The sequence below is a fragment of the Dokdonia sp. Hel_I_63 genome, assembly GCF_007827285.1.
Lineage (GTDB): Bacteria > Bacteroidota > Bacteroidia > Flavobacteriales > Flavobacteriaceae > Dokdonia.
This window is the reverse complement of the sequence record NZ_VISD01000001.1, coordinates 404,769-425,385: the sequence shown is the minus strand read 5'-3', so window position 1 is coordinate 425,385 and position 20,617 is coordinate 404,769. Positions and strand designations below refer to the sequence as shown.

General features: G+C 37.3%; 21 protein-coding genes. 10 read left to right on the top strand and 11 right to left on the bottom strand.

Annotated features, from left to right (window positions below; all coding sequences use genetic code 11):
* Positions 1–129 precede the first annotated feature (129 nt).
* The 3 genes from JM84_RS01845 to JM84_RS01835 are packed head-to-tail and all read left to right on the top strand — an operon-like array spanning position 130 to position 2,165.
* The gene (locus JM84_RS01845; RefSeq protein WP_013750771.1) at positions 130–1,200 is read left to right on the top strand and encodes an isoaspartyl peptidase/L-asparaginase family protein; all 1,071 of its coding nucleotides are present in this window, start codon (positions 130–132) and stop codon (positions 1,198–1,200) included.
* Between the two features lie 59 nt (positions 1,201–1,259).
* Entirely contained in the window at positions 1,260–1,607 is a 348-nt protein-coding gene (locus tag JM84_RS01840) for a hypothetical protein (RefSeq protein WP_013750772.1), read from the top strand.
* Positions 1,608–1,637: 30 nt separating this feature from the next.
* Positions 1,638–2,165 (top strand): GNAT family N-acetyltransferase, encoded by a 528-nt coding sequence (locus tag JM84_RS01835; RefSeq protein WP_013750773.1) that lies wholly within the window; start codon positions 1,638–1,640, stop codon positions 2,163–2,165.
* 4 nt (positions 2,166–2,169) lie between these two features.
* Here JM84_RS01835 and JM84_RS01830 read toward each other — a convergent pair whose 3' ends face one another.
* Positions 2,170–2,634: a CBS domain-containing protein gene (locus JM84_RS01830; protein WP_013750774.1), complete on the bottom strand. Its 465-nt coding sequence runs from the start codon at positions 2,632–2,634 to the stop codon at positions 2,170–2,172.
* Between the two features lie 129 nt (positions 2,635–2,763).
* Between JM84_RS01830 and JM84_RS01825 the strand changes: the two genes are divergently transcribed.
* Both JM84_RS01825 and JM84_RS01820 read left to right on the top strand, forming a co-directional pair.
* Complete coding sequence (locus JM84_RS01825; RefSeq protein WP_013750775.1) at positions 2,764–5,133, top strand: M28 family peptidase; 2,370 nt, start codon at positions 2,764–2,766, stop codon at positions 5,131–5,133.
* Positions 5,134–5,223: 90 nt separating this feature from the next.
* Entirely contained in the window at positions 5,224–6,027 is an 804-nt protein-coding gene (locus JM84_RS01820) for an NAD(P)H-binding protein (protein WP_013750776.1), read from the top strand.
* Positions 6,028–6,102: 75 nt separating this feature from the next.
* Here JM84_RS01820 and JM84_RS01815 read toward each other — a convergent pair whose 3' ends face one another.
* The 4 genes from JM84_RS01815 to JM84_RS01800 all read right to left on the bottom strand — a co-directional run bounded on the left by JM84_RS01815 (position 6,103) and on the right by JM84_RS01800 (position 12,877).
* A complete protein-coding gene (locus tag JM84_RS01815) occupies positions 6,103–8,163 on the bottom strand; it encodes a M13 family metallopeptidase (protein WP_013750777.1) in 2,061 nt (686 codons plus the stop codon).
* A 97-nt stretch (positions 8,164–8,260) separates the two neighbouring features.
* A complete protein-coding gene (locus JM84_RS01810) occupies positions 8,261–11,656 on the bottom strand; it encodes a VPS10 domain-containing protein (protein ID WP_013750778.1) in 3,396 nt (1,131 codons plus the stop codon).
* Between the two features lie 116 nt (positions 11,657–11,772).
* The gene (locus tag JM84_RS01805; RefSeq protein ID WP_013750779.1) at positions 11,773–12,276 is read right to left on the bottom strand and encodes a nuclear transport factor 2 family protein; all 504 of its coding nucleotides are present in this window, start codon (positions 12,274–12,276) and stop codon (positions 11,773–11,775) included.
* Position 12,277: 1 nt separating this feature from the next.
* Positions 12,278–12,877 carry a hypothetical protein gene (locus tag JM84_RS01800; protein ID WP_013750780.1) on the bottom strand — a complete coding sequence of 200 codons (600 nt, stop codon included), beginning with the start codon at positions 12,875–12,877 and terminating at the stop codon, positions 12,278–12,280.
* Between the two features lie 112 nt (positions 12,878–12,989).
* Between JM84_RS01800 and JM84_RS01795 the strand changes: the two genes are divergently transcribed.
* Genes JM84_RS01795 through arfB form a run of 3 tightly spaced genes read left to right on the top strand, consistent with a single transcriptional unit; the run spans position 12,990 to position 14,481 of the window.
* A complete protein-coding gene (locus JM84_RS01795) occupies positions 12,990–13,940 on the top strand; it encodes an NAD-dependent epimerase/dehydratase family protein (RefSeq protein WP_013750781.1) in 951 nt (316 codons plus the stop codon).
* An 8-nt stretch (positions 13,941–13,948) separates the two neighbouring features.
* Positions 13,949–14,080 (top strand): DUF2256 domain-containing protein, encoded by a 132-nt coding sequence (locus tag JM84_RS01790; protein ID WP_013750782.1) that lies wholly within the window; start codon positions 13,949–13,951, stop codon positions 14,078–14,080.
* The gene (arfB, locus tag JM84_RS01785) at positions 14,080–14,481 is read left to right on the top strand and encodes an alternative ribosome rescue aminoacyl-tRNA hydrolase ArfB (protein WP_013750783.1); all 402 of its coding nucleotides are present in this window, start codon (positions 14,080–14,082) and stop codon (positions 14,479–14,481) included. Before JM84_RS01790 ends, arfB begins: the two co-directional genes overlap by 1 nt.
* Before the next feature lie 98 nt (positions 14,482–14,579).
* On the opposite strand, the gene azu is transcribed toward arfB, so the two are convergent.
* Positions 14,580–15,086, bottom strand: a complete 507-nt coding sequence (azu, locus tag JM84_RS01780) for an azurin (protein ID WP_013750784.1) — start codon at positions 15,084–15,086, stop codon at positions 14,580–14,582.
* A gap of 47 nt (positions 15,087–15,133) precedes the next feature.
* Positions 15,134–16,108 (bottom strand): YheT family hydrolase, encoded by a 975-nt coding sequence (locus JM84_RS01775; protein WP_013750785.1) that lies wholly within the window; start codon positions 16,106–16,108, stop codon positions 15,134–15,136.
* A gap of 173 nt (positions 16,109–16,281) precedes the next feature.
* Between JM84_RS01775 and JM84_RS01770 the strand changes: the two genes are divergently transcribed.
* Both JM84_RS01770 and JM84_RS01765 read left to right on the top strand, forming a co-directional pair.
* Positions 16,282–16,872: a TetR/AcrR family transcriptional regulator gene (locus JM84_RS01770; RefSeq protein ID WP_013750786.1), complete on the top strand. Its 591-nt coding sequence runs from the start codon at positions 16,282–16,284 to the stop codon at positions 16,870–16,872.
* A gap of 93 nt (positions 16,873–16,965) precedes the next feature.
* Positions 16,966–17,439, top strand: a complete 474-nt coding sequence (locus JM84_RS01765) for an acyl-CoA thioesterase (protein ID WP_013750787.1) — start codon at positions 16,966–16,968, stop codon at positions 17,437–17,439.
* A 68-nt stretch (positions 17,440–17,507) separates the two neighbouring features.
* On the opposite strand, the gene JM84_RS01760 is transcribed toward JM84_RS01765, so the two are convergent.
* The 4 genes from JM84_RS01760 to JM84_RS01745 all read right to left on the bottom strand — a co-directional run bounded on the left by JM84_RS01760 (position 17,508) and on the right by JM84_RS01745 (position 20,538).
* On the bottom strand, positions 17,508–17,876 hold the full coding sequence (locus tag JM84_RS01760) for a nuclear transport factor 2 family protein (RefSeq protein ID WP_013750788.1): 369 nt from the start codon (positions 17,874–17,876) through the stop codon (positions 17,508–17,510).
* Positions 17,877–18,161: 285 nt separating this feature from the next.
* Complete coding sequence (locus JM84_RS01755) at positions 18,162–19,292, bottom strand: peptidogalycan biosysnthesis protein (RefSeq protein ID WP_013750789.1); 1,131 nt, start codon at positions 19,290–19,292, stop codon at positions 18,162–18,164.
* Entirely contained in the window at positions 19,285–20,178 is an 894-nt protein-coding gene (locus tag JM84_RS01750) for a DMT family transporter (RefSeq protein WP_144782462.1), read from the bottom strand. The genes JM84_RS01755 and JM84_RS01750 overlap by 8 nt, the downstream gene beginning before the upstream one ends.
* A 6-nt stretch (positions 20,179–20,184) precedes the next feature.
* Entirely contained in the window at positions 20,185–20,538 is a 354-nt protein-coding gene (locus JM84_RS01745) for an arsenate reductase family protein (protein ID WP_013750791.1), read from the bottom strand.
* Between the last annotated feature and the right edge of the window lie 79 nt (positions 20,539–20,617).

Genomic DNA, 20,617 nt, shown 5'->3' with positions numbered 1-20,617 from the left:
ACAAAAAAAGTTGATTTGTAAGAAATTTCAAAGAAATTACTGTGTATTTCATCGATGTTTTTGAAAAATCCAGTTCGTTTTAAAGTTTCTTTCTCCTTATATTTAGACACTTACAAAATCGTAATCTTTATGAAAAAATTAGTTTTTAGTATTATTTCATGTTTTTTAATCATGTCTTGCGACATGCCAGTTAAAAAAGAAAATTCTAAAGAGGTTGAAAATACTATCCCCGCAGATCAAAAATTTGGTCTTGTTATACATGGAGGAGCAGGTACTATTCTTAAAAAGAATATGACAGATTCACTAGAAAAAGCATATCGTCTTAAGCTAGAGGAAGCTACAAAAGCTGGTCATAAAATTCTAGCCAATGGTGGAACTAGTATGGAAGCCGTGACAGCAGCTATAAATATTATGGAGGACAGTCCATTATTTAATGCAGGAAAAGGTGCTGTTTTTACACATGATGGTACAAATGAGCTTGACGCAAGTGTAATGGATGGTAAGACGCTTAATGCGGGAGCCATCTCTGGAGTAACAACAGTAAAAAATCCTATTGATCTTGCAGTAGCTGTTATGGATAAATCTGAGCATGTGATGTTAAGCGCAAAAGGAGCAGAGCAATTTGCACAAGAGCAAGGATTAGAAATTGTAGACCCTTCTTATTTCTATACAGAAAGACGCTTCCAATCTTTACAGAAAATAATAGATAAAGAAAAAACACAGCTCGACCACGATGATGATAAGAAGGTGGCATTTATGGATCCTTATATAAAGGACAGTAAATTTGGAACCGTAGGTTGTGCGGCGTTAGATAAGCATGGTAACCTAGCTGCGGGAACTTCTACAGGAGGAATGACTAATAAACGTTACAACCGTATAGGTGATGCTCCTATTATAGGTTCTGGTACGTATGCAAATAATGCTACGTGCGCAGTAAGTAGTACAGGATGGGGAGAATTTTTTATACGAGCACAGGTGGCTCATGATATCTCAGCAATGATGGAATATAAAGGAGTAACGCTACAAGAAGCTGCTAGCGAAGTTATCCAGAAGAAAGTTCCAGCTTTAGGCGGCGATGGAGGTATTGTAGCGATAGACAAAGACGGTAACGTTGCGATGGAATTCAACACTGCAGGAATGTACCGTGCTCATATGAATGCTACCGGAGATCTAGACATTAAGATTTATAAGAATAATTAAAGAGCATTAACCTCATAATATGAACAACTGGGCTTTGAGCTCAAGTATCTAGCAAGTATATGGAAAGAGCTTGTCCCGAGTGTGGAGATAAAATCATAGGTCGTGCAGATAAAAAATTCTGTAGTGACTCATGCCGTAATTCGCACAACAATAATCAAAATAAGGACTCAAAAAATATCATGCGTAATACTAATAATGTGTTGCGCAAGAATTATCGCATCTTAGAGCGTCTCAATCCAGAAGATAAAACGAGAACAACCAAGTCTAAGCTCAATACAGCTGGATTTGACTTCAATCTATTTACAAGTATCTATACTACAAAAGCTGGCACGGTGTATTACTTTGTGTATGATCAAGGGTACTTACCGCTTGAAGGTGATTTTTATGCGCTTGTGAAGCGTGCATAAAACTGAAGCGGATTTAATTCTAAATTAATTATGACCTACCATATAGAAACAGAACACCTCATTTTACGCGAGGTTCGTATAGAAGATACGGGAAACATGTATCGACTAGATAGCAATCCAATAGTACATGAATATTTAGGCAAAAACCCTATTACATGTATGGGAAAGGCGCGAACATCTATAGATTATATACGTATGCAATATGAAACCTACGGTATAGGACGCTGGGCAGCGATAGAGAAAAGTAGTGGAGACTGGATAGGGTGGACGGGACTCAAATATAACTTTGAAAAAGAAATGAATGGCCACACTAATTTTTATGATATAGGATATCGTTTTATGCCTGAGTATTGGTGTAAAGGCTATGCAACCGAATCTTCAATTGCGGCAAGAGATTACTTTTTTGAACATTTTCCAAACACAAAACTCTGCGGCATGGCAGAGTTAGGTAATAAAGCTTCTTGCAGAGTACTTGAGAAGATAGGCCTCGAGGGCAAGAATAATTTTATATATGAAGCTCAGCAAGTAGAACTTGCTTGGTTTGAAAAAATGCCATAACAGCTTATTTCCAAGTTTGACCGTTGAGAGCTAGCGCAGCTTTAAGAACATCTTTTTGGCTTATTTGTCCTACGAGCTTGCCATTTTCTACAATAGGGAAACGCCTGTGTTTTGACTCTAGAAATTTATTTGCCGCATCAAAAACATTCATATTACCGTCTATTGTATCCACATTAGTCACCATGTGATTAGACACCTTCATATTATCCATAGGCATATTGTAGTAACGACTTTCAGAAATTTGCTTCATACAGTCACCTTCAGAGATAATACCTAGTAGTTCGTTATTTTCATTAACCACGGGACCACCAGAAATCTTGTGTTTAATTAAGTTGTTCATCACTTCAAGCACCGATTGGTCAGGAGAAAAAGTAATGAGCTTTCGGCTCATGTAATCACTTACTTTAATATCTGTAGCGCTGCTTTTGGTGTCCTTTGCGCGCTTACCCATAAAACTTTTAATTGCCATAACTTGCTGATTTTGTTCTCTTAAAGTTAGTGATTTAATTTTAATCTTTGAGGTTACGCTTTCGCGAAAGCGTACTCAAGCTCATAAATTCGTATTTTACAAGCACCAAACCAAAAGATTGCCTTCTCAATGAAACGTTTATCCCATATTATTTCATTTATTCTAGTGTTGTTTTTAGTATTTGTGAGCTTTTACTCACTCATGCCTAAGACTATAGGTGATAAAGAAACTCCGCTTACAGAATTTTCTACGGCAAGAGCATTATCACATTTAAAAGTAATCTCGGCAAAGCCGCATTTTGTGGGTACAGCGGCACATACAGAAGTGCAGCAATATATTGTGCAAGAACTTCGCAAGCTTGGTCTAGAGCCTCAAGTACAAGAAGGTTTTGTAAATGAAGAATGGAATGGGTACAGTAATCTTACAAAGCCTCAAAATATCCTAGCGCGCATAAAAGGAAGTGGTGATGGTAAGGCACTATTACTTATGTCACATTATGATAGTGCGCCACACAGTGCATCTCATGGCGCAAGTGACGCAGGTTCTGGTGTGGTAACTATACTAGAAAGTGTACGAGCTTACCTTGCAAGCGGAGTCACTCCTGTAAATGATATCATAATCTGCATCACAGACGCCGAAGAAATTGGCCTAGATGGCGCTCAGCTTTTTGTAGATGAACATCCATGGGCAAAAGACGTGGGACTTGCCCTCAACTTTGAAGCACGTGGTAGTGGTGGTCCTTCTAATATGATTGTAGAGACTAATCACGGTAATAAAAATCTCATTAATGGATTTATGGAAGCAGGAGTGGAGTATCCCGTAGGGACTTCATTAATGTATAGTATTTACAAAATGTTGCCTAATGATACGGACTCGACTGTCTTAAGAGAAGATGGTGATATTGATGGGTTTTTCTTTGCATTTATAGATGATCATTTTGACTATCATACGGTAAATGACACTTTTGAAAACTTGGATCGCAAGACACTAGAGCACCAAGGAACTTACTTAATGCCATTACTCAAGTACTTTGCAGCTACAGACCTTACCAATATAAAGTCTGATGAAGATTATGTGTACTTTGATGCCGCTGTGGCAAACTTTGTTGCATATCCATTTTCTTGGATCTGGCCTATGGTAGCAATTGCAATTGTTCTGTTTATAGCATTGCTAGTTTATGGATTTAAAAAGGAACAATTGAGGAGAAAATATGTCGCTAGAGGTTTCAGAACTTTCTTCCTTACATTAATCTTAGGAGGAGGGCTTTTTTACCTATTGTGGGAGTTATTAAAGTATGTATATCCTAGTTATGAAGACATGTTGCCTGTTTTTATTTATAATGGTCACTGGTATATTATTGCCTTTGCCTTATTAGGTTTTAGTCTATGTATGGGTATGTATCATAGGCTTACCGTGGCACAAAACACGGCAAGTAATATGGTAGCTCCACTCACTATGTGGCTCATCATTAATATACTCGTTGCAGTTTATTTAAAAGGCGCTGCCTTTTTTATCATTCCTGTATATTTTGGATTAATTGCTTTTTATGTGCTTATAGCGCAGCGTAAGCCTAGTGTGTTGTTACTTGTCTTACTGTGTGCTCCAGCTATATTTTTATTAGCTCCTCTAGTACAGTTCTTTCCTGTAGGTTTAGGACCAGATATGCTCTATGCGAGTGTAATCTTTTTGATACTCCTTTTTGGACTAGTATTGCCAGTATTTGGTTTATATAGAAACAAGAAGTTCTTAGCATATTTGAGTTTGCTAGGAGCGCTCGTTTGTTTTGGGATTGCACACATGAACTCAGATGCTGCCGTAGATCGTCAAGCACCTAATAGTCTTATTTATTATCAAAATACAGATACAAATCGAGCATACTGGGCAACATATAATAAGTCGCTTGATGACTGGACCAAAGGATACCTAGGCGAAAACCCAGAACAAGCTACTATGTACATTGGTAATGCTGCAGGTAGTAAATACAATACTCCATATACCTATGCAAAGGAAACTGCTGTAATCGATTTACCAGAAAGTACGGTGCAGCTAGATAAAGACACGCTGGTAGATGGGTTGAGGTATATCACACTTACAGTCACACCTAATCGTACTGTGCATCAAATGCGTATGTACACAGCTATAGAAACTCCTTTACAGCATATCTCTTGGAACGGCGTTGCTGTAAAAGCAGATAGTACTGAGACGCTTTATAAGAAACGAGGTAGTAAAGGTATTTTAAGTTATTACAGAGGGAAAAATGACAAGCTGGAGTTTAAATTTGCCGTGCCAGAAGGTGTAAATCCTAAATTTACACTCAAGGAGTTCTCGTACGATTTATTAGAAAACCCAAAATTTACAGTTTCGGCGAGACCTAATACTACGATGCCAAAACCATTTGTACCTAACGATGCTATCATAGTAGAGCGTACGATTGATATTGCTGAGTACGCTTTCGCGAAAGCGAAAAAAGATACTATCAACACTGGTGTAGAAGAGTAATGTAATTCTCGATAAGAGTATAGAAGCAACTAATTATTATAGCTGCTGCCGAAGATTTAAACGAAAACCCTAGTTATTGCTAGAAAATAAATGAATAAAAAAATTACAATTGCTGGTTTAGGATGGCTTGGTAAAGCACTTGCCTCGAGGCTCCAGCTTATGGGGTACACGGTAAAAGGAAGTGTGACAGATGCAGAAAAAGCAAAAGACCTTACAAGAAGTAATATCCTTGCATATCCAGTAGTAATAGCAGAAAGTGGTGTCTCAGGCTTAGTAGAAACTTTTCTTGCAGATACAGATGTGCTACTCATTATGATACCGCCAGGCTTGAGAAAGAACACAGGTGCAAACTACGCTCTCAAAATGGCGCATTTTCTACATCTGATTGAACGGTCTGAGGTTAAAAAAGTGATTCTTATAAGTAGTACCTCTGTCTATGATGATGCACAAGGTAAGGTGACAGAGAAAGATGCACCACAACCCGATACAAATGCGGCTAAGCAGTTATATGATGTAGAGCAAATATTCTTTAACACCCCTGCTTTTGAGACAACGGTTGTTCGTTTTGGAGGATTGTTTGGTGGTAGTAGAAACCCTGTGAAATTTCTTGCTGGACGAAAGGGATTAACTAATGGTGATGCTCCAGTTAATATGATACATCGCGATGACTGCATCGGGATTTTGACAGCGATAATCAAGAAAGATGCCTTTGGTCACATTATAAATGCGGTGTCTCCTAATCATCCTACAAAAAAAGAATATTACACAAAGCAGGCTATTGAGTTGGGTCTCGAGCCGCCAGAATATAGTCAAGAAGATTCCTTATCCTTTAAGCAGATAGATAGTATTACGGTTGATAGTGTTTTAAATTACGAGTTTACGGTGCACCTTTAATAACGAAAGTAATACGCATAAAAAAACCGCCTCGATTGAGGCGGTTTTAGTTTTCGCGAAAGCGAATATATTATATTACCAAATACGAACTCTCTTCTCAGGAGCTAGGTAATTTGCATCTCCTTCTTTAATGTCAAAAGCTTCGTAGAAAGCATCAACATTTAATAAAGGCTGTACCGCACGTACCATTCCTGGAGAGTGCGGGTCTGTTTTTACTTGTGTTCTTAATGCTTCATCACGGCTCTTTGTTCTCCATACTGTTGCCCAAGACATGAAGAAACGTTGCTCAGGAGTAAACCCGTCAATGTTTTCTGGACGTCCGTTTTCTGCATAGTACTTCTGTAATCCATCATATGCTCCAAGTACACCACCTAGGTCTCCTATGTTTTCACCTAGCGTGAATTTTCCATTTACGTAAACGCTATCAAGTACCTCTACAGCACTGTACTGCTCTGCGAGTGCATTACCACGAGTTGTAAATGCTTCAAGATCTTCGGCAGTCCACCAGTTTTTTAGGTTTCCATCTGCGTCAAAACGTGATCCGCTATCATCAAAAGCGTGAGAGATTTCGTGACCTATAACAGCTCCAATTCCTCCATAATTTACAGCCTCATCTGCTGTGTAGTTGTAAAATGGTGGTTGTAGTATTGCTGCTGGAAATACAATCTCATTGTTAAGTGGATTGAAGTAAGCATTAACAGTCTGAGGAGACATTCCCCACTTAGACTTATCTACTGGCTCACCTATTTCATCAAAGTTTTTGAGTTGGCCCCATTTTCCAACTGCAGTCATATTTTCAAAGTACGTCTTATCTGCAGCTACATCCATTGTAGAGTAATCTTCCCACTTGTCTGGATATGCAATCTTAACGGTAAATTTATCAAGCTTTTCGATAGCCTTTTCTTTAGTCTCTGCACCCATCCAGTCTAATTTTTGGATACGAGCTTTGTAAGCATCAATAACATTTGCAATCATTGTTTCTGCTTTTGCTTTTGCCTCTGGTGGAAACTTAGCATCTACATATAACTGCCCTAGCGCTTCTCCTACAGAGCCATTTACTGTTGCTAGTGCGCGCTCATCTGCTGGGCGTTGTTTTTTTGCACCGCTTAAGTATTTACTGTAAAACTCCCAATTTGCAGTTTCTATTTCTGTACTCAATCTTCCTGCAGAACTATTAAATGTATCCCAACGTACGAGCGTTTTGATATCTTCTATAGAAGTTTTTTTAAGGAATGTGTCTAAAGCTTCTGTGTACTTTAATTGTGTGACAAGAAGCGTGTCAAAATCCTTCTTAATACCAAGATCTGCAATCATCTTTTTAAGATCTATAGATGTGAGCATCTCGTCTGCCTGAGCGACAGAACGTGGGTTGTTAAAGTTACGAGCATCACGGCTCTCTACTTTATCTAATCTTGGAGTCGCTAGCGCAGTTTCCATTGCGAGGATTTTATCGGCAGCGGCATTTGCTTCTGCTTCAGAGTCTCCTAGCATTTGAAGCATGCGTGAGATATGTTTTACATATTCTTCACGAATTTCTTTAGACTTCCCGTCTTCTAGAATGTAATAGTCACGATCTGGAAGACCAAGGCCATTTGCCCCTAAATACACGGTATTCATAGAGCTATCATTAAGATCTGCTCCAGCTCCTATGCTTAAAAAAGGTGATGATACAGCAGGATTAGTAGCTAGTACTGTCTGTAGTTCATTTAAGTTAGTTACACTAGCAATTGCATCTAATGCAGGTTGTAAAGGTGTAATCCCTGCCTTATTACGCGCTATGGTATCAAGTTTGGTGTTGTAAATCGCAAGCGCTTTTGCTTGGTCTGTTTCAGCAGTGTATGTTCCGCTTTTTTCGGCTTCTGCAAGTATTTCTAAAACATCTGCATCTGTAGCTTTGCGTAGTACAGAAAATCCACCCCAACTAGTGCGGTCATCTGGAATTTCAGTGTTTTTCATCCAAGATCCATTTACATAATTGTAAAAATCTTGATTAGGAGCAACCGTAGTATCCATATTCTCTAGTACAATACCAGGGATTTTTTCAACTTGAGCTGTCTCTTTTGTTTCTTCTGTCTTACAGCTTACAAGCGTAAGAGCACAAGTAGCCACAATTGCAGCCGATTTATAGAGTTTCATAGAGTAACGTTATTAGGTTATTTTGAATAGGACGAAATTAAATTTTAAATGTTACATAAGCAATCAAAAAAGCCCTCTGAGAAGAGGGCTTTTGCAATTATTTCAAAATTAATTTTTGAGTTATTTGTTGTTTGTCAGTGTTTAGTTTAATGAGATATAAACCTGAAGCAAATGTGCTCATGTCAAGTGGGTAATTACTTGACCCTTGAGGCATATTAAACCTTTTAATAACAGACTTACCTAATAAATCAAATACCTCTATGGATAATGAAGATTCTGCAGGCCATTGTATATTGAAAATAGCAGTAGATGGATTCGGGTAGATACTTAGTCCTTCTAAAACAGTATCGTCAAGAGAAAGTTGTCCAGCACCTATTTGAAAGTCATCTATTACAACACCTTCTTCGGTTACGGCTTGATCAGAATGAAATACAAATCTAAAAATCATACTAGTTTCTGACGCAAAAGCACTCAAATCATAACTATAGTCATTAAATGATGCACTAGTTCCTGTCCATTGTGCTCCTGGGCAATTATTACAATTGTTTCCTGGAAGAGTATCACTATTGTACCAGTTAGGGTCGTTAGAGGTACCTAATATGTCCCACGTAGTTCCATCATCAACAGTATATTCAACATACATTATGTCCCAGTCAAGTTCTAATTCAAAAGCCATCTTAAAGCTAAGTTCTTTCACTTCTAATGATGAAATGTCATAGCATTTAGTAGTTAGGTATTCTTTAACATTATTACTGTATTCTCCATTTAGATTAGTTGCATAGGCATTCTCTCCAGATACAGCTTGATTTAATAACGTTCCGTTAGGAATTCCTCTCTGCCATGTTTGCCCCGAAGTATCGCAAGCAATATTGCCATTTTCAGAAAGTACAAGCAGCGCACTATCCCCTGTTTCAAAATCATTTATTGTATCTATTTCACCTATTTCATTGATAGCTATCGAAGTTCTTTTCTCATTATTACCTTCTACTTGATCTCCATCAGTTGTTATTTGAGCTATTAATTCATAGGTTCCTACAGATAGACCTAATACTGGTAACTCTACAGTAGTTTCTTCTTGAGAAGCAAGGTTTCCTGTCCATTGCATAGTGTTTTGAATACCTCCTGCTTCATAAGTTATAGTTGCTTCCGTTATGGAAGAGGTTCCATTATTTCTGAATGTTATTTCTGTAGGATTTTCTCCGCAGGATATCACTTGATTGTTTAGGGGTACTAAAGATGTTGCTGCAAGGTCTGACGATAACGGCTGAGTATCAATATCTGTTTGCCATATACCTCGTCCATAAGTTCCTGCTGTAAGCACTCCATTGAACTCATTTACATCTAAGTCGCGTACTGCTGTATTAGGTAATCCATTGTCAAATCTTTCCCAATCATTAGTGATATCATCATATTTCCAAACGCCAAGCGCGGTTCCTAAAAACAGTGGATTGTCAGAATGGTTGCTTTGATGTTTGATAACTAACTTAGGCACTCCTGGTAGAGAACCTGTAATATCATTTACAGTAATGGCATTATCTGCTATTGTTGCTTCATATACTTTACCAGCTGTCCCTCCCGTAACTATATATAGCGTATTACTATCTCCATACTTCACTTCTAATGACGAAATATCTTCAGGAAATGATCTCAAAACAGTGAAGTCTGCACCTCTATTTGAACTTTTATATAAAGCTCCATTAACAGTTACATACATAATAGAAGCGTCGTTAGGATCCGTTTCTAATAGGTCTATACGTGAGCCAAATGACAATGATTTTTGTACCCAAGAATTAGAGCAAAAATCAAGTTCATAAACTCTAGTGTAACCTGCATATAGCCTCTTGTCCTTAGCAAAAGCTAGGGGTGTTATCCAGTTTCCAGTCTCCGGTGATGCAAACGATCCAGAAAGCGAAGCACCTCCGTCATTTGAAAAATAAGGCCCACCTCCAGATTGTATGAAGCCATATACTTTAGATGGATCATTTGGGTCATAAATATTCTCCATACCATCTGCGCCATAATAGTTTTGCCACATACCATTTTTACGTGCGTAGCCACCATTATCTTGGAGTCCTCCAGAAATAATAGAAGCATCTTCTGGCGCTACATCAATTCTATAAAACTGTCCAATAGCTAATCCATCGGTGTGGCTAGAAAAATTTACACCCCCATCATTAGAACTATAAAAACCTCCATCACTTCCGCAATATAAAGTTCCATTGATGAATCTTAAATTATGAATATCAGCATGGGTGTAAGAAGGTGTATTTGGAGCATTCCAATTATTTAATTTTGTAAAACTTACACCACCATTTGTAGACTTCCATACATTAAGCACTCCTGTGTAAATCTCATTTTCATCGGTATCTGATACTGCAAACGCAAAGTCAAACCATGCTTGAGTACTTTCAAAAATATCCTCACTACCAGCAAATTTTTGAGTAAAAGAATCTCCGCTGTTTGATGATTTGTAAATATTACCAGCACCAAAAGAGTTGTCAGACCTAAACACGTATAGTACCTCAGGATTAGCAGGAGTAACATCCATAACTAACCTAGCTGCACCAGTAATAAAACCAGCAGATATATTTGACCAAGTGTCTCCACCATCAACTGTTCTATAAACTCTAGATGCATCTGCCGCATATAAAACATCTGAGCTTCCAGGTTTAACTTTTAAGTCGTCAAAGTTTCCGCTAAGGACGTTATCCCAATTTGTACCACTATCTACAGTCTTGTAAATACCATTACTTGTAGCAACCCATAATGTTTTACTATCTGCAGGGTCAAAGTAAATCTCATTCATAGAAGTAGGAGAGTTATTCTCATTAAGACCTGTAGTATTCCAAGTGTCTCCTCCATCCGTAGATTTCATAACGCCTATACTTGTCGAGTCTCCAGCATCATCATCTCCAGTAGCAATGTAAATGATATTAGTATCGGTAGGATCGATAGCAATACCAGACACCCCTATTTGAGGAAGTTGATCTGTAAGTGGTGTCCAAGAAGTTCCAGCATCTGTAGATTTCCAAATTCCTCCTGCAGGCGTTCCTACAAAAAGTATATCTGGATTTGTAGGATCTACTGCAAATGCATTAACACGTCCTTGACCAGCAGACCAAGATCCTGTATTAGTGTGTGTAAGTGGTCCTATATTTTTCCAATCACTGTCATCAACTTGCGTTGATTTTGATTGGCTATTAATTTCTTGCCATACATCCCAAAGTTGTTTTTGTGACATGACAGTACCATCGTTGTTTAAATAGTTGGCATAAAGAGATTCCCACCTTTTAAAAGGTTTAAAGCCACTTCCTTTGGTTGTTTCATCCTTGCCTTCCCAGTAAGATTCAAATGAATCCACAATTTCTTGAAAAGTAGGCTCTGTGCTTTTATTAGAATCATTAAACGGCGCCATCCATGGTGCAGTAGAGCCTATTTGAGCATTGGTCAGTAACGTGACCATACATAATGTTAATAGTAGTAGTTTTTTCATAGTTTATTTGATTAAATATCAAATATAATGTGCAATGCTATTATTGCATAATTATATTAATATAAAATACTAAAAAACTGTGAAAAAATTTATAAATATACTCTTATGTTAAGGTTTTAAAATTTATTAGAGATACTCTTTATGTAATTAGTATCCCATTGCTTTTTAAGAGCAGTAAGTGCTGCTACATTTTCATTTGGAACGGCGATGGATAATACATAATGCTTTACTTTCCATTTACCATCTACTTTTTGAACAATACCAGAACCTCTACATACACCCATTTGAGTACTTAATAGCTCATCAAACCATGCTAATTTCGCGCTATTGTTTGAAACATAGATGTTTCGTTCTATTGTGGTAAAACTCCATGCTCTACCAGCATCAAAATGAGGTTTTGCATATAACTTAAATTGCTGAACATTCCAGTTTTCTGTAGCGTCGGTTCCAACAAAAACGGCGTCGTCTGTCATTAATTCAAAATATGCTTCAAAATCTGCATCTCCTGCTGCTTTATGCCATAAATCAAGTGAGACTTTTACATCATCTTTTACAAGGGAGGTGTTTTGACCGTACGTTGTGCCTGCAATTATTGAAAAAAATATAAATAAGATTTTCATTTTAGTTAAGTGTTTGCTCGTCTGCCTTTTGACTAGCAGCCTGTTCATTTTCTTGTTTTATCTCCTCTAGTAAATCTTTAAAACTAGTATTAAAAAGTTCGTTGAGTTGTAAATTGAGATCTTGGTATGCATTAAAAAGTTCGCCTGTTTTCTTAGAGATTTCTTCTGGGACAAGAGTGTTCAAGTGTGCGCTATTCTGCAAGGTTTTAACTTTTGTTTCTATAGCAACAAGGCGTGCATTTACCGCTTTAGTCTGTACTGCTTCTGGAGTGACTGGTGCTACAGCCTCTTCTGCTTCTTCTAATCGAATATAAAGCGCATCTAAACCAATTAGTTGTTTGCGTAATTCTCCAAGTGTATTTGTATGAAGGCTGTCTATAGACGAAGAAAGGTCATTATAAAAGGACCAGTTTTTCACCCCTTCTCGTGCTTGTGCTGTAAGTCTTATACTAGCTTTTAAATTTTTTGGAGTAGGAAGCTGTATGGTGTCATTTCCCACTAATGTTACAGTCTCTTTTGGTTTTTGAGAAGCTTTTTTTTGACTACACGAGGCGGTAAAAATAATTGATATAATAATTAAAATAGGAAGTAACTGTTTCATAAAATCTTATACTGAGTGCTTAACAAAAGTAGGGTAATTGGTTATACACGCGCAATATTTATGATTAAGTTTGCAAACGCTTTCGCGAAAGCGTAACACTAAAATACACAATATGAAATCTAGAATACTCATCATAGGGGCTTGCGGCCAGATAGGAACGGAGCTTACCATCACTTTACGCAATAGGTTTGGTGCAGATAAGGTTGTAGCCAGTGACATCAGAGAAGGAAATGAAGAGCTTATGAGTGAGGGGCACTTTGAGCTGCTGGATGCTACAGACTTTGCAGCGGTAGAAGACGTGATTTTTAGATATAAAATTGATACAGTTTATTTAATGGCGGCTATGTTATCTGCAATTGCAGAGCGTTTTCCTGCCAAAGCTTGGCATCTTAATATGACTTCGCTATTCCATATCTTGAACTTGGCAAAGGATAAGAAGGTAAAGAAAGTATTTTGGCCATCTAGTATTGCTGTTTTTGGAGATACTACTCCTTCAGAAAATACTCCCCAACTTACGGTTATGGAACCATCAACCGTGTATGGAATATCAAAACAAACTGGGGAACGCTGGTGTGAGTATTATCACAAAAAATATGGCGTAGATGTGAGAAGCATACGCTATCCAGGACTTATAAGTTATACAACAGAACCTGGTGGAGGAACTACAGATTATGCAGTAGATATATACCACAGAGCACTTAAACATGGTAACTACCGTTGTTTCTTGCAGGAGGGAACAGTGTTACCTATGATGTATATGGAGGATGCAATTAGAGCAACTATAGATATCATGGATGCTCCTAAAAAGGATGTAAAAATACGCTCATCATATAATCTTGCAGGAGTAAGCTTTGCGCCAGAAGATGTAGCTCAAAGTATTCAAAAAGTAATTCCTGAGTTTGAAATCGAATATGAACCAGATTTTAGACAAGCCATTGCAGACTCTTGGCCGGGATCCATAGATGATAGTGAAGCGAGAAAGGATTGGGGATGGGGACATAAATTTGACCTTGATGCCATCACTAAAATCATGCTTGATAATCTCAAATTACAATATAGATAAGCCATATTTTGAAAAAACAGCACCTTCCTACAAAAGTATGTCCCGTTTGTGAAAGACCCTTTGCATGGCGAAAGAAGTGGGAGAAAAACTGGAATGAAGTAATTTATTGCAGTGAACGATGTAGAAGAAATAAAAATTAATGAATAAGGAGCTACTACTTACCGAACTTACATTTAAGGCAACGAGAAGTAGCGGCCCTGGAGGACAGCATGCAAATAAAACAAGTTCAAGAGTAGAGTTATCTTGGGCTATGTATGAATCTGCTGCAGTAACAGAGGTAGAGCTTGAGTTACTCAAAGAAAAACTTGCTCATAGGGTTACAAAAGAAGGGGTGTTGCTGCTCGCTTCTCAAACCTCACGTAGTCAGCACAAAAACAAAGAGGACGTGATAAAACGTCTGTTTGCACTGCTAGAGGTAGCTGTACAAAGACCTAAGATTAGAATAAAGAAACGCCCTTCTAAGATGGCAAAGCTTAAACGCCTTAACGCTAAAAAAGTGCAATCTGAAAAGAAAGCAAACAGACGCAAACCGTCGTATTAATTGACATTCGGTTTACTATAGAAGAATATAGAGTAATGAAAAAAGCCATCAAGAGTTACAACTCGTGATGGCTTTTTTTAATTTACATGTGGTGTGATTTACTCCACAATAAACTTTCCTTTCATTAATCCAGAGTGTCCAGGGAAACTACAGATAAAGTCATAAGTCCCAGCTGCTGGAGCAGTAAATGTTACAGAGGTAGTCTGGCCACCACCTATCATTTTTGTGTGTGCTATAATCTGGTCTTCATTTGCAATCCAGTCTTTTGCTTCACCAGCGGTAGCTGCTGCTGCCGAAAATTCTGGTATTGACGTACCTTGTTTAAGCAATACAAAGTTGTGTCCCATAACTTTAATCCCTATTTTTCCAGTATGGCGAAAGGTAAGAGTTACTTCTTGTCCAGCCTTTGCCTTAAGCTCGCTCTTGTCATATTTCATGAGGTCATTACCTGCAAGTGCTAGATTTACAGTGTTCTCATCTGCTTTTGTAGCAGCTTTTTTTGATCCTATTTTTACAGCCTCTTTAGTTTCTTTTTTTTCTCCTTCACCACAACTTACCATTATAGTAGCAAGTGCAATCACTGCTAGAAATCCTTTAATTCTCATAATTTATAGTTTTGTTTATTAATATAAAGATAACTAACGCTTACTTTTTACTCCATATTTTTTTGAAAAAACTCTAGCGTACGCAGTTCATTATAGTAAAATTCTCCTTTCATATAGAATCCTACATGACCTCCATGGTCTGGCATTTCTAAGTGTATAATATTAGAGTTTTTTGCCTGTGCTATAGGATAGCAATCACCGTGAAGAAAGCTATCATTCTTTGCATTGAGAATAAGGGTAGGTACAGTAATCTTATCAAGGTAGTCAAAGCTGCTTGCTCGAGCATAATAATCAAGAGCATCCTCAAAGCCATGTGCCGGTGCGGTATACAAATCGTCAAAACGTTTTAAGCTATTGATTTTTTTATATTCTTCCTTATTCATCTTATCAGGAAACTGTTGCATCTTCTTGCGATACTTAGCTCTAAGGTGTACTAAAAATGATGTGCGATAAATGATATTTTCCCTTTTTGTAAGTTGTTCAAGAGAAGCTTTAAGATCTGCTGGAACACCTATGCAAGCAGCACATGTCACTTGTGAAGGGATATCATCTTGTTCTCCTAGATACTTGAGCACGGCATTGCCTCCTAGACTTACTCCATATAGGTTAATATGGCTATAACCCTTAGTAACAAGAGCGTTTACTACAAACCTAATATCGCCGGTATCGCCGCTGTGGTATGATCTATACAATCTATTCTGGCTACCACTGCACCCTCTAAAGTTTATAGCAGCCACATCATAACCATGATTGCTCAACAACTTTGCGGTGCCTAGTATGTATGGTCGCTGTGCGTCTCCCTCAAGTCCATGTAGCAATACTGCAACTTTTTTAATGTTGTCTCCCTGTGGTGTTGCGGCTAGTGTCCAGTCTATATCTATATAATCCCTATCTGGAAGTTCCATACGCTCACGAGTTTGCGTGATCCCCTTTACACGTCTAATCTTTGCAGAATAAATGGTGGAGAAATGTGGATCTTTAAAAAGTCCGCTTGCGCGAAAACGTGAGGGTACAATGGGCATTATGTAAGGTGGTGTACTATTAGTAAAAGACTATTAAGAGATTATAAAAATAGGTACAATTAAGCTTTCGCGAAAGCGTAATAATCAAAGCTATAGAAAGTAGTTTTATTTAATGTTTTTTTTTTGTGAAACAAACATTCCAATTATATTTATCAAGATTATAACCTCACAAAATGCCTAGAACCGAAGATTTTGATAGAGAAATTGTACTAGCAAAAGCAAGAGATTTGTTTTGGCGAAAAGGATATAACGGTACGAGTATGAGTAATCTTGTAGAAGTTACGGGACTTAATAGGTCGAGTATATACAATTCGTTTGGCAATAAAAAAGCCATTTATAAAACCTTATTAATACAGTACCAAGAAGAAAATGAAAAGATTTGTACAAATGCTTTAGTACGAGCATCTAATCCGCTAGAGGGAATTCGTTTTGTATTTGAAAATTTTATAGACGAGATTGAAAAAGATACGCAAGGAAGAGGTTGCTTTAGTATAAATTGTAAAGTGGAGCTTAGTAGGGAGGACGAGTCAATAAGAGATTATCTCGAGAAGATGCAAGATCACAGAATAGAGTTTTTTAAAGGCTTAGTGCAAGAAGGACAAGACGCACAACTCATAAACACAAAGCAGTCTGCATCACAGTATGCTTATTTTCTATTCTGCACTTTTCAAGGAATACGTACTACAGGAATGTTTTTGAGAAATCGCGATATTTTACAGCAAATTGTACAGAACGCGCTTAGGGTATTGCGTCCGGATTCTTAACCTATTCTTAAGGTGATATAAGATTTTGAAATTGTAATTTTACAAACTAAACAGCACTAACTATAGCGCATAAGCGCATTAAATAATTATAATATGTACACGAAGGAATTTGACATACGATGGAGTGATATAGATGCAAATCGTCATCTAGCAAACTCTGCATATGTAAATTTTATGTCTCATACTCGTATGGGCTATATGATTGAGAATGGACTAAGTCAACGAGAAATGGTAACTCATAATATAGGCCCAGTAATTTTTCACGAGCAGTTGTTCTTCTTTAAAGAAGCTTTTCAAGGCAAGCCTATTACCGTAACGTTTGAACTAGGTGGGGCTAGTGAAGATGGTATGTTCTTCAAGTTTGTACACAATTTTTATGATTACAAAGGTAGAAACCTAGCTCGCGGAAGCATGATGGGAGCTTGGATTGATCTTACTACACGTAAAACCATCGGACTACCAGAAGCATTAACGCCTATGCTCGAAAATGCACCAAAAACACCAGACTTTAAAGTCCTTACTAAGGAAGACATGCGCTCACATGGGCAAATGCCTATAGATAAGTAATAGCAGGCATAATAATGAAATCCCGGGTATACAATGTACAAACGCATTATAAACCCGGGATTTTTTATTTATTGTCCAGGCATATCATAGAAAAACTGCTCCTGTACAATTTTTCCATCTTTTACTTGATATACGGCAAGCTCAGATGTTTGTGAACGCTGCTGACTAGGTTTATGTGTAGTATCCATATCAAAACGCACAGAAAACCAATTATCTGCTACTGTAGGCTCGCTTGCTTTACTGCTGTGTACTTCAAAAGTGTTTTCCCACCATTCTCCTTTCTTTGCAACTTCTTGCATTCCTTCTGCACGCGCGTTTTCTGCCCAAGCTGGTTCTAAACTTACAATATTAGGGCTGTATAATTCCTTATAGCAACGTTCATAATTCCCTTCATTACACCAGCTCACTAAATTATTTGCAATTTCATTAGTTTTCATAAGTATTTGATTTTAAGTTGTTAGCAATAAATGTAGTGAAGTTTTTTTTAGAAATATGTGTACTAATTATGTTAATTTTAAAATAAGTGTTAAAAATTTTAACACTTATTTACTATATTTAGCAATATCTAGTTTACAAAAACATAGTTGTGAGGGGAGTTTGCTGAGATTTTGACGGAGGTCAAACCTATAGAAGCTTAATTTAACTTTTCAATATTAGTGTAGATTGATAACGATCACTTAATAAAATATAATAATATTTACGCTTAGTACATGCTACCGAATTTAATTTTTAAATGGATTATGCTGTTTATATTCCGTCATTTTAATCTGGCGTATAAATGGTTTAAAAAACATATTTGCTACAGTACGACGGTGTTTTATATAACACCTTAAGTGCTCTGGTATTGCTCCTAGAGTACTTTTGATTTCAGATGCAGTTCTACCTAAGTTAATGTCTTTCACCCCTAGTAAAAGACCTAATCGAATATAATCGTTTAACATTCTTGGGTAGATGGCATCTGTTTTATTTGTAGTATAATCAATCCCCACATAATGAGCACTGAGCTGTTCGTTATGTAAAAAAGCGGTTGAAAATCCTACTATTTCCCCTTTCTTACTATAGGTGCTAATGATTACATTTTCGGGAAACCGCTCTTTAAGTAATGCGTAGGTTTCAATGTCAATAAAAGCAGTGTTAAACAAGGCTTTCTCTGCAACATCTAGATATAAGGATTTAAGTTTTTCTTTATGGGTTCTTATTTCGTTTGCGGTAAGTGAAGTCTTTACAAGAGCGTTACTAGACGAGTCTGCCTTATTAACTTTTATACGGTATTTTGATTTTAAAGAGCCTTTATATTCCTCAAAATTTTTCCAAGTAACATGTATGTGCATGTTAGGTTCGACGGCAAATGATTGAAAGTGCTGTTTTTCTACTACACTTGCAGCGGTGTCTTGTGTGGCATTAAAGTCTTTTAAAAAACAAACACTTGACTTAGTGGTTTTTTGTAGTGTTTTAAGCTTTCGCGAAAGCGTATTATATATACGTCTCCTATCTATTCCTTTTTTGATCCACATTCCATACTCACCGCTTAGGAAAACGTTTCCACAAACTAGAATGTGCGTTTTTTTATTGCTTAGGTAGCATTGTACAGATTTGGCTAGTTTTTGATAGTAGGGAAGATTGCTCGGTGCGCCTTCAAGAGAGACACGTACCCGCTGGAGAATAGCAATAGCGATAGGTTGCTCTTTACTCGTGAAAACCAAATATCGATAATCTATCGTGCTATTTGCCTCTTCAAAAGAAGCCAAAAATAGTTTTGAAAAGTAAAAGGTTTGATCACAACCTAACTCTATGAAGGTCGTGTCAGGGATGTCGTTTATAGTAAAGTACTCTTGAGTGATGATTTTAGGCAATTGCTTTTTTTCGTTTAGTACTTAAATATACACCTAAGAAAATAAGTGCAGCAGCAACAATCCTAATAGTAGTAAGCGTATCTGCACCCAAGATAATAGCTACTATGGTTGCAATAAGAGGTTGCAGGTATATAAATGCACCTATGGTAGATGGTTTAAGCTGTTTTAAAGCAAACACATTAAAAAGATAGGTAAGATAGGTCGTACCAACTACCACAAAAGCCATAACTCCTATGACATTAGGAGGTAAAGTACTCCATGATACTTCCAGAAATTGCGGAAGTCCGATAGGGGCGTTTGTAAATACCGCAATAAGGAAAAACCATTTCATTAAAGTAATAGACGAGTACTTTGCAGTGAGTGGTTTTACTAGAATTAAATAAACAGAGTATGCGGTAGCATTAATCATAAAGAGCATGTTACCTAGCGTAATGTTAGGGGCATTTTCTTGTGTTTTTGCACCAAAAAGAATTAAAACCAAGGCGCCTACAAGGCCTATAGCAATACCAGAACCTTTAAGCCAAGTGATCTTTTCCTTTAAAAATATAGCAGAAAGCACAAGCAATATGACGGGAGATAGTGTGATTACCACACTACTATTTATGGGAGTAGATAATTGCAAACCTTTAAAAAACATCAGCATGTTTATGGTCATCCCAAAGAGTGCGCAAAGTAGCATACGCCACCAGTCTTTACGTTCTATCTTTTCTGAAGGAAAAAATAAACTTGTAATCCAGAATAGAACCGCTGCTCCTAGAACCCTAAGCATAATAAATCCATATGCCTGGATATAGGTAGGCATCAAATCCTTTGCTAGCGTGTGATTAATACCGTAAATAAAACTAGCGCCAAAGGCTGCAAGAAAGGCGAGATGACGCTTGCTCATAGTTTTTTATTTTGCAAATGCTTCAACCGCAGCAGCCACTACTTTTTTGCTGTTTCCCACAAATATTGCATCATTTACAATCATTACAGGTCGTTTTAAAAATGTGTAGTGCTCTAGAATGAGATTTTTATAATCCTCTTCAGATAGTGTCTGTTCATTAAGACCGCGTTTACGATACAATTGTGCTCGCTTACTGAAAAGAGCTTCATAAGACCCTTCCATTTCTTTCATCTCTTCTACTTGAGATAACGTCATAGGCTCAGATTTAATGTCTTGCATAATGACATCATCACTAGGATTAATTTCAGAAATAATGCGCTGGCAAGTATTACAGGTAGAGAGGTGGTAGATTTTCTTCAAAATAAGGTGGTGTATTTCAATTACATTATAAAAATACCGCCTATCTCTACCAAAATGGATTATTTTTAGAAAAAATTAA

Coding starts and splice junctions, on each gene's coding strand:
- JM84_RS01765 (WP_013750787.1), top strand. CDS start 16,966: ATGTACACGAAGGAATTTGACATACGATGGAGTGATATAGATGCAAAT.
- JM84_RS01820 (WP_013750776.1), top strand. CDS start 5,224: ATGAATAAAAAAATTACAATTGCTGGTTTAGGATGGCTTGGTAAAGCA.
- JM84_RS01775 (WP_013750785.1), bottom strand. CDS start 16,108: ATGCCCATTGTACCCTCACGTTTTCGCGCAAGCGGACTTTTTAAAGAT.
- azu (WP_013750784.1), bottom strand. CDS start 15,086: ATGAGAATTAAAGGATTTCTAGCAGTGATTGCACTTGCTACTATAATG.
- JM84_RS01825 (WP_013750775.1), top strand. CDS start 2,764: ATGAAACGTTTATCCCATATTATTTCATTTATTCTAGTGTTGTTTTTA.
- JM84_RS01770 (WP_013750786.1), top strand. CDS start 16,282: ATGCCTAGAACCGAAGATTTTGATAGAGAAATTGTACTAGCAAAAGCA.
- JM84_RS01845 (WP_013750771.1), top strand. CDS start 130: ATGAAAAAATTAGTTTTTAGTATTATTTCATGTTTTTTAATCATGTCT.
- JM84_RS01750 (WP_144782462.1), bottom strand. CDS start 20,178: ATGAGCAAGCGTCATCTCGCCTTTCTTGCAGCCTTTGGCGCTAGTTTT.
- JM84_RS01760 (WP_013750788.1), bottom strand. CDS start 17,876: ATGAAAACTAATGAAATTGCAAATAATTTAGTGAGCTGGTGTAATGAA.
- JM84_RS01805 (WP_013750779.1), bottom strand. CDS start 12,276: ATGAAAATCTTATTTATATTTTTTTCAATAATTGCAGGCACAACGTAC.
- JM84_RS01800 (WP_013750780.1), bottom strand. CDS start 12,877: ATGAAACAGTTACTTCCTATTTTAATTATTATATCAATTATTTTTACC.
- JM84_RS01795 (WP_013750781.1), top strand. CDS start 12,990: ATGAAATCTAGAATACTCATCATAGGGGCTTGCGGCCAGATAGGAACG.
- JM84_RS01810 (WP_013750778.1), bottom strand. CDS start 11,656: ATGAAAAAACTACTACTATTAACATTATGTATGGTCACGTTACTGACC.
- JM84_RS01840 (WP_013750772.1), top strand. CDS start 1,260: ATGGAAAGAGCTTGTCCCGAGTGTGGAGATAAAATCATAGGTCGTGCA.
- arfB (WP_013750783.1), top strand. CDS start 14,080: ATGAATAAGGAGCTACTACTTACCGAACTTACATTTAAGGCAACGAGA.
- JM84_RS01835 (WP_013750773.1), top strand. CDS start 1,638: ATGACCTACCATATAGAAACAGAACACCTCATTTTACGCGAGGTTCGT.
- JM84_RS01830 (WP_013750774.1), bottom strand. CDS start 2,634: ATGGCAATTAAAAGTTTTATGGGTAAGCGCGCAAAGGACACCAAAAGC.
- JM84_RS01815 (WP_013750777.1), bottom strand. CDS start 8,163: ATGAAACTCTATAAATCGGCTGCAATTGTGGCTACTTGTGCTCTTACG.